We start from the raw sequence: 13278 nt of genomic DNA, 5'->3' as shown, positions 1-13278 counted from the left end.
ATCTCGGGGAAAGGTCAAGTGCTTCCTCGTAGATTAAACTTGTTGCAGGGATGGCTGAGATGAAATTAGGTGTACCTTTCGGGCAGGATAAAACCACTGGCGAGTGGAAAGACGTTGCAGAGGTCGAGCGGGGCCTTGCCTGCGGCTGTATTTGTCCCTCCTGTGGCTTGCGCTTGTCAGCCCGCCATGGTGATGAGCGCGAGTGGCACTTTTCTCACCATACCCGCAACATTCCCAAAGAAGAGATAGTCGATTGCGAGTACTCGTTTGAAGTGTCGCTTAGGATGATGGCCCACCAGCTGCTGAATGATGGCGCAGGGTTAACCGTGCCTGAGTATCAAATTCCGGTCACCATCCCCGCCAGCTTGCAGCACCGTTTCAAGCCTGAGGTTAAGTGTGCCCAAGAAGTCATGTTAACCTCTGCCATGGGGAAGCTGACCGTGGATGCCGACTTTATGGGGCACAAGGTTGATGCTCTGTATGAATTTCCCAAATCGTCTTTGATAGTATATTTCGTCTACCAGGGCCGCACTTTCCCGATCGAAAAAAGTCTGCTGCGGCAAATGAGGGCTGGTGCGATACTGTTGGACCTTGAGGCCTTATCCCACCACTTTTATCGTGACCCCATGGCCGAAGGGAGTGTGCTTGGCACTGCCAAAGCACAGTTGCTCGGCTGGCTCAACACTGGCACCCGGGCCAAGTTTTGGCAGTACCATCCCAGAGAGGATGAACGCCTTGCCAACAAGCATCAACTGATACAAGCCGCAATCGAAGAGCAGAAATTGACTGACAGTCATATCCAGGAATCATCGGATTTGGGTGAGCTGATAGCGGAAGTGGCAGAGCAATCCAGTAATGGTTGTAGCATTGATCCTAAGAAGTTGGTGCGGTGCACCTGTGCTTGCGGCAAGAAGTTCACCGGCTTTAAAGGTAAAGCCAATGCCTGTCCCATCTGCTGTACTCACCTATATGTTAGCCAACAGCACTTTATTCCCCCGAACTTTGGGCGCTGGAGGATCCCCTCATAATTCGGGCCTCCCAGAGGTGTTAACCAGTTTAAGAAATTCACCCCAAGCCCAGCGAAAATGCGATTCTTTGATTGAGTATTCCGGACGTCGTCTCACCTCTTTGCCGAGCCTGAGCACAGATAGCACGTTTCTGTCACGTATCGTATTGGCTTGAAACCTCCGCTGCCATCCCAGATGCCTGGCAGCCAGACCGATGCACCAAAGCAGGATTTCTGCCAACAAAGCTATCAGCAACAACACATCATAACGGCGTGGACAACGACTGCGGCTTTGTCTGAGTCCCATGCCGTATTGGGGACTTTTGAGGTCGCGAAAGGTTTCTTCTATCTGCATCCGTCTGGCATAAAGTTTGACCACCTGCGTTGACGAGAACGCCTCAGTAGGCAAGTTGGTTGCCAGTAACCAAGGCTCTTTACTGCCAAGACGGTAACTTTGTTGTGCCGTATGATTGCGTCCTGCTTTGGATGACCGCTTGTCGGCTCGATGTTTCGGCGCAGCCTTGTACAGATGTAAATGACAGCGCATAGGCGATTTTCGTCCCAGTTTTACGTAACCAATATGCCGGGCTTTCGCCGTGGCGGAGGGATAAAGCGACTTATTCGACTGCCATTGGGCATGATTGGCCAGGAGAAAGCCGACATCCCCACGGACACGGCCAAGCCAAAACCAACCATATCGTTCCACCTCCCGAAACCAGGTATTGCGGTAACCTGCATCGGTGACAATCAGTGGACAAACATGGGACGGCAGCACCTGTGCCAACTCAGCCAAGAAGGCGTTATGACTGCGTGGAGCATTGTAGTCGGCAAACTTGAAAGTACGCTCATACAGGGTAACCGCGCGCCCTTGCACACTGACAGAGGCTCGCAATGTCATCATCCGCAATTGTTCACGGACATCAGACCAATCAATGAGGATTACCGGCATGGGATTAGCTGCACAGAGTAACTTTGCATGCCATTGATAAATAGCGAATTTATCAGAGTGTAGATGCGGGTTGCCGAGTAGCCTGTCTATCCGTTTGATGTTGTGCTTTGGCGCCACCGCGCCAGAGATATTGCGACCAAGCTGAGTCAGTGACAACTGATTGCCATCAAGTAACGCTTCTGTAGCAACCATCAGAGAATTAAGCCGTTTTTGATGTATTTGTGGGCATTGCTTTTTGAGTAAATCGTGTAAGATGTGGACATCACGCATGGTGTTGGATCTGGTAGTTTTTTGGCGAAATCAATTAGATCAATCAACACCATGCGTGTCTACTAAATTGAATAAAAAGGGAATTATCTGGGGATTCCCTAGCTTTGGGCGTTAAGGAGCTTGCAGGATACCGATAAAAATCAGTTTTAGTTGATAAGGAAATCACTACAGTGGAATAGCCATAGGTACTCCGTAATGTGCCATTATCTATCCTGCCACTAAGGCCATTTGTTGGTGTGGGGCTCTCAACTGGGCAGTAGTTAACCTGCAGAGGAACGGTCATCCTGCCGATAATAATGCCCCGAATTAATTTATTAGAGAAGATTGGGAAAATGACAATGGTGATTTCTCTGCTGCCACTTTGCTGCCATTTCTACTAAATTGGCAAAGAAAAAGGGTTAGCATTTCTGCTAACCCTTTGTTTTATTTGGTGGGGCGGCGTCATCTGAAACGTTATTGTATCTAATTGATATATTAGGTTTATGGGTGGTGTTGAGTTTTGGTGGTGTACCCTACGGTGTACCCAAAAGTTTTTCTATCCTTTAATTTTCTTCCCCAAATGAGATCTTCCCCATTCTTCGAATAAGTAATGCTTCATTTTTTGCCTGGCAGATCAAGCTTGTTCCAATTTGCAATTAGATAGGCGTCCTTAGTGGTTAAAGTGTCTTGTTGGACGCAATTGAATGAACAGTGCATCCATAGTGAAACAATCTGTATAACCTTGGGATGTAGAGTGAATAATGAGCAAGTTGTTTAAGTTAAAGGAATGGTTAACGCTTGATGAAGTGGTAAGGCATCTTGCAAATGTTCTTGGTGAGCCAATTACATTAGCAGATGTTTATAGGCTAGCGCTCGACGGGAATTTAAAGTTGTCTGTTTATTTTGTGAACGGCGCTTATGCTAAAAAGGCGAAATTTATCAAGGCCACGGAACTGGTCTACAAACAGGTTGTGCCAAAGGGGATCCCCAACTTCCCTAAAGGTAAGTGCTTTCGTGTTCCAGTGAATGCGAGTAGGCCAATATCTCAGGGCTATTGGGTTCAACAAATAGAACCTGATATTACCGTACTCAAAGGTGTATGGGATTTGGCGATGAAAGGCGCTGAAAGAGCCGACATTTCGAACAGATATCAACAAGAAGTATCTGGCGTTTTAGTCAAAATACCTGTCGAAGTAGGGCACTACGTGGAAAAGGGGGATACCGCGTATGAGTTGCATGTTAAAGGAAAACCCTTAGCAGACAGCGAATATGATGCCACCTCTGAAGTGGCTGACATGGTTGAGGTGGATGATCAAACTGATGAACTAAGGCTGAGGAGGCCAAGAAGGTTACCAACGTTTTACCCCGCAACTAATTTAGATGAGCTCGACGCTGTTTTGGTAGTTAGGACGGCTGAAGTGACAAGGTTTATTCAATCGCTTGAGGATGATTCACACCCTAAGGTATTGAATAATAACGAGAGAAATACTCTCTTGGTTCTAATCGGCGCATTGTGTAAAGAAGCTAACGTGGATTGGAATCAAAGAGGCATCAGTGCGTCATTGGTCGCCATGACAGATTTGATTGGGGCACCTCTAAGTGATGAAACAATCCGCAAAATACTGAAGCAAATAGACTCTGCGATCGAATCTCGAAGCAGATAACTTGCCAACTGAAATCCAAATTTGGAATCGTAAAACCAAATTTGGATTTTGAAACCATCAACTCCAATAACCTCTTCGGCATCTATTACACAGCCAAGAGGTTTTTTAATGTCTAATAAAATCATGCGACTACCTGAAGTTATGAGCCAAACAGGCCTGTCGCGCAGTAGTATCTATTTACGCATTTCCAAGGGGAAATTCCCCTCAAGCATCTCATTGGGCGATCGCGCTGTCGGTTGGCTTGAAGCTGATGTTAACCGGTGGCTTGATGAACGCATCGCTGATTCAAAGGGGGCGCACAATGGGTAAGAACTACAACCCTAATCGGGTGAAAATTAACCGTTCATATACCGTAATTGAAGTCAGTGAAATATTGCAGATCCACCCAAGAACCGTGCGCAACTGGATTCATGCAGGCTTACCTGTTGCGGATGAAAAGCGACCACTGTTGATTGATGGCGTTGATTTACGAATTCACTTAAAACGTAAGCGAAAAGCTGACATGTATCCGTGTGAAGTACATGAGATGTATTGCTTCAAATGCAGAGAGCCCAGCTCCCCAAGCATTGAGTCTTTGCAGTTTGTAGCTAAACCCGCTGGTATGGCGCAAATGTCAGGGCATTGTTGCGAGTGTGGAAGTCGTGCAAACAAGTATGTTTCATGGCGAGATGTAAACAAGATATGGCTCGAACTGGGAGGGAAATTACCGATAGCTGAAAAGCACTTAATCCTGATGGGACAAGCTCTCTTAAATTGTCCTTTCGTTGAGGTATTTGATCATGAATAAAGGTAGTACAAATAATGCTCGAATCATTCATGATTACATCAAGTATTTGAGGGATGCTAAGCGTCAAGATCACTCAACAATCGATGGTGCGATGAAGTCAATTAATCGCTTCGAGCAATATACGGGTTTTGCTGATTTCAGTAGGTTTAAGGCTAAGCATGCTATCGGTTTTAAGAAGCATCTCCTTTCTCAAAAATCTCTAGTCACTGGAGATAAATTGAGCAAGGCTACGGTGCTAACAGTAACTCGGCATTTAAAAATGTTTTTCCAATATTTGGTGACCCAGAAGGGATACCGAGCAAAAATTGCTTATAGCGATATTGAATATTTCAATTTGTCTGAAAAAGACACACGTATTGCCAACGCAAAACGTAAACGAAATGTAGCTACGTTGGAGCAAATAATGCAGACGCTAGAAGCGATGCCTTGCTCAACAGCGATAGAAATGCGGGATAGAGCTGTCGTTGCTTTTGTTATCTTGACTGGGGCGAGAGACGGAGCAGTTGCATCCGCCAAGCTCAAACATATCGATATTGCAGACCAGAGCTTTTACCAGGATGCAAGGGATGTAAACACAAAATTCAGCAAGACCTTCACGACTTATTTCTTCCCTGTAGGTGAGCTTCCATCCAGGGTTTTGAATGAGTGGATTGATTACTTGGTTAAGGAGCTCGGGTTTAACCAAAACGATCCGTTGTTTCCGAAAACAAAGATGGCTCACAACAAGAATCAGCAGTTCGAAGCTGCTGGGTTACTACGGGAGCATTGGAGTAATGCGACTCCTATTCGTAAAGTCTTTAAACAAGGATTCGAAGCTGTTGGTTTGCCTTATTTTAATCCCCATAGCTTCCGTAATACGTTGGTAAGGCTTGGTGAAAATTTATGTCGCACACCTGAAGAGTTCAAAGCCTGGAGCCAAAACCTTGGGCATGAAAGTGTGCTGACGAGTTTTTATAGCTACGGTGATGTGCCTGATTACAAGCAAGCAGAATTATTGCGCAAGCTAGCAAAACCTGCTGAATCTGCCTCACCAGATATGGAAGAGCAGTTCAAGCAGTTTATGCAGTTCCAACAAATGATGGGAAACAAATAAAACTTACCAAGAAACCTAGTAAGTCTGGTATCAATAAACATTCGTATATTGATACCAGACTTTCCACTTTAAAATGGGTATCATAAATATAGGGTTTTGCGTTGATGATGCCTTATATATATGATACCCCTATATTTGATACCTTCTATAAAGTGAATGACCTATGCGTATCTTTTCTTACTGCCGTGTATCAACAACAGAGCAAACCACCGAAAACCAAATCCTCGCTATTCGGCAAAAAGGGTATGAGGTGAGTGATTCTCGTGTTATCAGCGAAACGGTTTCAGGTTCTGTTGAAGCGATGAAGCGTGAAAAGTTTAAGATGCTTATCAACCACCAGATGGAAAGCGGAGATATGCTGGTGGTCTTAAAGCTAGACCGGTTAGGTCGAGACAACATTGACGTACAAAACACCATTAATCTGCTGACAGAGAAAGGCATCAAGGTTGTTTGCCTGGATTTACCCGTAGCAGACCTCTCTAGTGCAGAGGGCAAGTTGATGCTGCAGATGTTTTCAGCTTTCGCAGAGTTTGAGCGAAACCGGATCAGAGAGCGCACGAAAGAAGGGCTTATGCGAGCGCAAGCTCAAGGCAAGAAACTGGGTAGACCCAAAGCTTACGGGACCACCAGCGCAGTTCAGGCCAAAAAGGCAGAAGGGTTATCGCAGCGTAAAACAGCGGAAGTGCTCGGTTTGGGTATTGCGACGGTTAAAAGGCACTGGAATGAGACTGTTTAATAGCGATGCCCCATGGCTATGTCCAGATCATTGTTTGCTTTCGAGATTTCCCCTATTCTCTCAACATTATAACCCTCGGCTAATCGGTAAAGGCCTAATGCTCTGAAATTGTTGGTTGAAATTTGATCTCCAACAGGTTGGGGTCTGCAAAAGTAGGCTGGTGACGGTTGCTATTTAACCAGTCACGGACTAAGTCCATGCCAATAGGCATTTATTGATAGCCATTCGTAGTTTACTCGACGAGTGGTAACATTTTTTTCAGGTAATACTAATGAACTTACAAGACAAAGAACAAAGCGCCAAACTCTCCAGTGCTATTTGGCGTATGGCAGATGACCTATGGGGGGATTTCAAACACACCGACTTTGCACGAATCATCCTGCCCTTTTTGCTACTGCGTCGTATTGAATGCGTGTTGGAACCCACCCGTGAGGAAGTGCGCAAGTTCTATCTGGCCGAGAAACAATCGGGCATTGACCTTGGTTTAGTGTTGCCAGAAGTTGCGGGATTCGCCTTTTACAATACCAGTGAATACAGCCTGGAAACTTTAGGCGCGTCAGATACAGGCGACAACCTAGAACACTACATCAGCCAGTTCAGCAAAAACGTTCGTACCATTTTTGATGAGTTTAAATTTGGTCAAACCATAGAAGATCTGGAAAAAGCCAAGCTGCTCTACCGCATGGTAAGCTACTTTGCCAATCTCGACCTGCATCCTGATGTGGTGTCTGACCGCGTATTGTCAGATGCCTATGAAGAGCTGGTTTTCAAATTCGCCAGCTCAGTCAATGAAAAGGCGGGGGAATTTATGACTCCGCGCGATGCCGTGCGTCTTGCCACCAAACTGGTGCTGGCAGCGGATGAAGATATCTTTAGTGAAAAGGGCGTGATCCGCACCATCTATGACCCAACCTGTGGCACGGGCGGCTTCCTTTCCGATGCCATCAGCCAAATTGAAGAAATGGGCAGCAGTGCCAAAGTGGTGCCTTTTGGTCAAGAGCTCGACCCCGCGACTCATGCTATGGCACTGACCAATATGATGATCCGTGGCTTTGATGCCGACAACATCAAACAAGGCAACACCCTATCCGACGATCAGTTACGTGCCGACAAGTTCCATTATGGCCTTGCCAACCCGCCATTTGGCATTAAGTGGGAAAAAGCCAAGAAAGAAGTAGAACGTGAGCACAAACAGCTCAAATACGCAGGTCGCTTTGGTCCTGGTCTACCCAGTATTTCTGATGGCTCCATGCTGTTCTTGTTGCACTTGGTATCAAAAATGGAAACGCCTGAAAATGGCGGTGGCCGCGTCGGCATCGTCCTTTCCGGCTCGCCACTGTTTAATGGTGACGCAGGCTCCGGCCCATCAGAAATCCGCCGCTGGCTGCTCGAACAAGACTTAGTCGAAGCGATTGTTGCCCTGCCAACCGATATGTTCTTCAACACCGGAATTGGCACCTACATCTGGATTTTGTCTAACCATAAAGAGCCAAGACGCAAGAATCAAGTGCAACTGATTAACTTGGCAGATATCTGGACCCCAATGCGTAAATCGCAAGGCAGTAAGCGCAAATATCTCAGTGATGAACAGATTGACGACATTGTACGCGCATACGATGGCTTTGAAGCCAGTGACAACTGCCCTGTTTTTGAAAGCAAAGTGTTTAGCACCACCGATTTTGCCTACCGTAAAGTCACCATTCAGCGTCCACTGCGTGCCAAACTCAATCTCACTGAGGATGGTATCGCCCAGTTGAAACACTTAGCGACGTTCCAAAAGCTCAAACCAGAACAACAAGCGGCGTGGGTACAACACCTCACTGATAACCTTGGCCTTCAGCCTTATGAATGGGCCTATTTGGCAGCGAAACAAAATCACAATAAAGGTGACTTTGGTAAGTGTCCTAAGGCACTTGTTACGGCCTTAACTACGCACTTTATGTTGATAGATCCGCAATTCGAGCCTGCTCTGGATGAAAAAGGCCAAGTGATCGCCGACCCGAAACTCAAAGACACCGAAAGCATTCCCTTTGAGCGTGATATTGAAGATTACTTTGCACAAGAAGTGCTACCGCATGTGCCGGATGCCTTTATCGATCACTCGGTGCGTGATGAAAAGGACGGCGAAGTGGGCATTGTCGGTTATGAAATTAACTTTAACCGCTATTTCTACCAGTATGTGCCGCCACGCGAGCTGAGTGTAATTGACGGTGAGCTAAAAGCATGTGAAGCGCGCATTCAGGCTCTACTCAATGAGGTGGCGGAATGATGATGCCCTATAGCGCATACAAAGATTCAAAATTAGACTGGCTTGGCAAAATCCCATCTCATTGGGATTTGGTCAAGTTAGGGGCTTGCTTCAAAGAAAGAAACGAAAAAGTCAGTGACAAAGACTTTGCAGCGTTATCCGTTACCAAAAACGGCATCCTTCCTCAAATGGAACACGTTGCAAAAACTGACGCTGGGGATAATCGAAAAAAAGTTTGTATTGGCGACTTTGTAATAAATAGCCGTTCAGACAGAAAAGGCTCATCAGGAACTTCTGACTATGATGGCTCCGTGTCGCTAATTTCGATCATCTTAGAGCCACGTTTATATGAACCAAGATTTGCTCATCATCTTTTGCGCTCATACAACTTTCAGGAAGAGTTCTACAAGTATGGAAAAGGAATAGTAGCGGACTTATGGAGTACGAGATATTCAGACATGAAAAATATCTTCGTTCCCTTAATGCCAATAGCTGAACAAAAAGCCATTGCGAAATTCCTTGATCGCGAAACCCAGCGCATCGACAGTCTGATCGAAGAAAAACAGACCTTTATTAAGCTACTGAAAGAAAAACGCCAAGCGCTGATCAGCCATGTGGTCACAAAAGGGCTTAACCCCAATGTGGAGATGCAGGATTCTGGCATCGAGTGGATTGGGCAAGTGCCGAAGCATTGGAGTGTCGTGCAACTAAAACGCCTTATTGATTCAATCGAACAAGGCTGGAGCCCTGAGTGTTTAGCTACCCCAGCCAAAAACGAAAGATGGGGAGTGCTAAAGTCTGGTGCAGTTAATGGGGGTGTTTACAGTCAAGATGAAAATAAAGAGCTTCCTGAAACACTATCTCCAAGACCAGAAATCGAAGTAAAGGTTGGCGATCTCATAATGTCTCGAGCCAGTGGTTCAAGAGAGTTAATAGGCTCTGCGGCTTATGTCTACGCGACAAGAGAACGACTAATGCTCTCAGATAAGTTATTCCGGCTACATTGCAAAGAAGACGTGGACGCTGAGTTCGTAGCAATTGCTTTAGGCTCATTTCCATTGCGACGCCAAATTGAGCTTGCTATTGGCGGTGCTGAAGGCTTAGCAAACAACCTATCGCAAGCAAATATTAAAAAACTACTTATTCCTAAACCACCAAAAACTGAGCAGGAAGCGATTACTTCTCACATAAAGTCAGTAAGTTCAAAAATTGAAGATTTAATTATTGAAACAAATAACTCTATTGCTCTTTTAAAAGAACGTAAGACTTCCCTTATCAGCGCAGCAGTAACAGGGAAAATCGACGTCAGGGAGACGGTGTAATGGCAGCACATCATGAAGTGCATTTTGAACAATATATTACCGAGCAGTTGGTGAGCAATGGCTGGAAAGAAGGCCATTCCAGCCACTATGACCAGCAGCGCGCTATTTACCCGCAAGATGTTATGGATTGGGTAAAGGCCACCCAACCTGATGCCTGGCACAAACTGAATAAACTGCATGGTGCGAATGCCGAGCAGGTGCTACTGGAGCGCTTAGAAAAAGCACTTGCCAGTAAAACAGGTGGCACCATTAATGTGTTGCGTAAAGGCTTTACCATTGCAGGCTGCGGCACCATTGCCATGGGCCAGCGAAAACCCGAAGATGCGCGTAATGAAGAGCGTATTGCCCGTTATGAGCACAACATTTTGCGCGTGGTGCGCCAACTGAAATATTGCCCGACCCGCGAGTGGGAAATTGACTTGGTGTTCTTTATCAACGGCCTACCCGTTGCCACCGCCGAGCTAAAAACCGATTTCACTCAGTCGATAGAATCAGCGATAGCGCAGTACAAGCAAGACCGTTTGCCCATTGACCCAAAAACCAAGCGCAAAGAGCCGCTGTTAACCTTTAAACGCGGTGCTGTGGTGCACTTTGCTATGTCAGATACTGAAATTGCCATGGCGACCAAACTGGCGGGAGAAAATACCTATTTTCTGCCCTTCAATAAAGGCCATGATGGCTCTAGCTCTGATTTGCCCGTGCATATCAACTTGCCCGGTGAAGATGGAGAGTATCCGGTCAGCTATTTCTGGCAAGAGATCGCCCAAAAAGATAACTGGCTGCGTATCTTCTACAGCTTCGTGTATGTCGAAACCAAAGAAGTCGCCGATAGCAATGGCAAGGCTGCGCGTAAAGAGACGCAGATTTTCCCCCGTTACCATCAGCTTGATGCGGTAAACAAGATGATTGACGATGCCCGCCAGAACGGTGCAGGCATGCAGTATCTTTGCGAGCACAGCGCTGGCTCAGGCAAAACCTCCACCATCGCATGGACAGCCCATGATTTGATTCGTTTACGCAGCACCGATGGTAAAGCGGTCTTTAAATCCGTGATCATTGTGACCGACCGCACCGTGCTGGATTCGCAGTTGCAAGATGCGGTGCAGCAGCTCGATCATCAATATGGGGTGATCAAGGCGATTGACCGCGAAAAGAGTAGCGAGTCGAAATCAAAACAGCTGACAGAAGCACTGCTAACAGGCACGCCGATCATTGTGGTGACGATTCAAACCTTCCCATATGCATTAGAGGCAATTCTGACCAATCAATCTTTGGCGCAAAGTAACTTTGCGGTGATCATTGATGAGGCTCATACCTCGCAAACTGGCTCTACCGCCAAAGGTTTACGCGCAGCGCTTACGCTAAACCTGAGCCCTCAAGAGTTGGAGCAAATGAGTATTGAGGACATTCTTACTAAGGTGCAAGAAGCGCGTGCCATGCCCAAGAACGTCTCGCACTTTGCTTTTACAGCAACACCCAAGCACAGCACTAAGATGCTGTTTGGTCGCCCGAAAGACCCTAGCCAGCCAGTGTCAGATGAAAACAAACCAGAATCGTTCCACCTCTACAGCCAACGTCAGGCCATTGATGAGGGCTTTATTCTCGATGTGCTGGAGAATTACACCCACTACGATACGGCCTATAAAATAGGTGAGAACAATCTGGATGAGAAGCGCGTAGACAGCAAACAAGCCCGTCGCGCTTTGGCGCGTTGGATGTCACTGCACCCAACCACGGTTAGCCAAAAAGTCGAATTCATTATTGAGCACTTCAAAGCCAATATCGCTCACCTTCTGGAAGGTGAAGCCAAAGCCATGGTGGTCACATCGGGCAGGCCGCAGGCGGTGAAATACAAGCTTGCCTTTGATAAGTACATCAAAAAGCATGGTATCGAGGGTATCCAAGCCTTGGTGGCCTTCTCAGGCAAAGTGCCCGGAAAAGATTTGGGTGATGAAGACAGCCAAGACCCACTAGGGATTGATTTCGACAAAGAGTACACCGAGTACAACTTAAATCCCGACACGCATGGAGCTGATCTGCGCCACGAGTTCGAGAAAGCCGAATATCGCGTCATGTTAGTCGCCAACAAGTTCCAAACGGGCTTTAACCAACCAAAACTGGTTGCCATGTATTTGGATAAGAAGATCTCAGATGTAGAAGCGGTGCAAACGTTGTCGCGCCTAAACCGTACCTACCCAGGCAAAGACACCACTTACGTGATTGATTTTGCCAATGAGCCACAGACCATTCTCAATGCGTTCAAAAAGTACGACAAAGGTGCGCAGCTCAATGAAGTGCAAGATGTAAACGTCATCTATGACATCAAAGAGATACTGGATGAGCAAAACATCTACAACCATCAAGATTTAGCGTTATTTAAGCAAGCGCGTGGTAAATCGATTCTCGGCCAGGCACCTGACAAAAAGTCACACGCACACAAAAAGCTGCTTGCTGCCACACAACGTCCTACCGATGTGTTCAACGTTAAGCTCAAAGAGCTGGTTGATGCTGCAAACCATTGGGATCAGCAATACAACAAAGCGCACCTTGCGGGTGATGAGAAAGCGGCGAACTATGCAGAGTCGCAACGCAGTGAGTTCACCAAGCAGCGTGAAGCTCTGATGCGTTTTAAGTCAGATTTGGCTCGATTTGTAAAGCACTACAGCTATATGGCGCAATTGATTGAGTTTGGTGATCCTGAACTGGAAAACTTTGCCGCGTTTGCCCATTTGCTTTCGCGTAGATTGAAAGGGGTAACACCAGAAAATATCGACCTCAGTGCACTGGTGCTAGAAAAGTTCAAAATTAAGTATGACAAAGAGCCGACTCCAGAAGCGATTAATCAGGTACTTGAGCCTATCCGGCCCAACTACAACGACCCAACCGACCGTGAACAGGCATTTCTTGCCGATATCATTCGCCGCCTAAACGAACTCTTTGGTGATGTCGGCGATGAGCCAGGCCGCCGAAACTTTGCCAACGGTACGATAACCCGTGTAACGGAAAACCCGATTGTGGTTGAGCAGGTAGAAAAGCACGACAAGTCGATAGCCCTCAAAGGCGACTTGCCTCAAGCGGTGAAGCAAGCCGTTGTACAAGCTCTGCTCAAAGAAGGTGATATTGCCCGAACGCTACTCAAAGACCCACAGGTAATGGCAAGTTATGTTGAGCTAATTTTTGACATGATGAAGCAGAGCCTGAAAGAGCAGGTCGCAGGTGATTAG

Annotated in this window: 10 protein-coding genes; 9 read left to right on the top strand and 1 reads right to left on the bottom strand. The window is 46.6% G+C overall.

Features of this window, described 5'->3' with window-relative positions:
* Nucleotides 1-59: 59 nt before the first annotated feature.
* Complete coding sequence (locus tag K5621_RS13565) at nucleotides 60-1028, top strand: competence protein CoiA family protein (RefSeq protein ID WP_221049494.1); 969 nt, start codon at nucleotides 60-62, stop codon at nucleotides 1026-1028.
* Here K5621_RS13565 and K5621_RS13560 read toward each other — a convergent pair.
* Complete coding sequence (locus tag K5621_RS13560; RefSeq protein WP_221049493.1) at nucleotides 1023-2225, bottom strand: IS4 family transposase; 1203 nt, start codon at nucleotides 2223-2225, stop codon at nucleotides 1023-1025. The genes K5621_RS13565 and K5621_RS13560 overlap by 6 nt on opposite strands.
* A 740-nt stretch (nucleotides 2226-2965) precedes the next feature.
* On the opposite strand from K5621_RS13560, the gene K5621_RS13555 reads away from it, so the two are divergent.
* From K5621_RS13555 to K5621_RS13520, 8 genes are all read left to right on the top strand, one after another.
* Nucleotides 2966-3868: a hypothetical protein gene (locus K5621_RS13555; RefSeq protein WP_221049492.1), complete on the top strand. Its 903-nt coding sequence runs from the start codon at nucleotides 2966-2968 to the stop codon at nucleotides 3866-3868.
* 108 nt (nucleotides 3869-3976) lie between these two features.
* The gene (locus K5621_RS13550) at nucleotides 3977-4177 is read left to right on the top strand and encodes a helix-turn-helix transcriptional regulator (RefSeq protein ID WP_221049491.1); all 201 of its coding nucleotides are present in this window, start codon (nucleotides 3977-3979) and stop codon (nucleotides 4175-4177) included.
* The gene (locus tag K5621_RS13545) at nucleotides 4170-4655 is read left to right on the top strand and encodes a helix-turn-helix domain-containing protein (protein ID WP_221049490.1); all 486 of its coding nucleotides are present in this window, start codon (nucleotides 4170-4172) and stop codon (nucleotides 4653-4655) included. The genes K5621_RS13550 and K5621_RS13545 overlap by 8 nt, the downstream gene beginning before the upstream one ends.
* Nucleotides 4648-5748 (top strand): tyrosine-type recombinase/integrase, encoded by a 1101-nt coding sequence (locus tag K5621_RS13540; protein ID WP_245003082.1) that lies wholly within the window; start codon nucleotides 4648-4650, stop codon nucleotides 5746-5748. Before K5621_RS13545 ends, K5621_RS13540 begins: the two co-directional genes overlap by 8 nt.
* Before the next feature lie 163 nt (nucleotides 5749-5911).
* Nucleotides 5912-6484, top strand: a complete 573-nt coding sequence (locus K5621_RS13535) for a recombinase family protein (protein WP_221049489.1) — start codon at nucleotides 5912-5914, stop codon at nucleotides 6482-6484.
* Between the two features lie 271 nt (nucleotides 6485-6755).
* Nucleotides 6756-8753, top strand: coding sequence for a type I restriction-modification system subunit M (locus tag K5621_RS13530; protein WP_221049488.1), 1998 nt, complete (start codon nucleotides 6756-6758; stop codon nucleotides 8751-8753).
* Nucleotides 8750-10054 (top strand): restriction endonuclease subunit S domain-containing protein, encoded by a 1305-nt coding sequence (locus K5621_RS13525; protein WP_221049487.1) that lies wholly within the window; start codon nucleotides 8750-8752, stop codon nucleotides 10052-10054. Before K5621_RS13530 ends, K5621_RS13525 begins: the two co-directional genes overlap by 4 nt.
* Nucleotides 10054-13278 carry a type I restriction endonuclease subunit R gene (locus K5621_RS13520; protein ID WP_221049486.1) on the top strand — a complete coding sequence of 1075 codons (3225 nt, stop codon included), beginning with the start codon at nucleotides 10054-10056 and terminating at the stop codon, nucleotides 13276-13278. The genes K5621_RS13525 and K5621_RS13520 overlap by 1 nt, the downstream gene beginning before the upstream one ends.

The sequence above is a fragment of the Shewanella carassii genome (assembly GCF_019670705.1).
Taxonomy (GTDB): Bacteria; Pseudomonadota; Gammaproteobacteria; order Enterobacterales; family Shewanellaceae; genus Shewanella; species Shewanella carassii.
The sequence above is the reverse complement of the archived record's forward strand: the minus strand, read 5'-3'. Positions and strand labels throughout refer to the sequence as shown.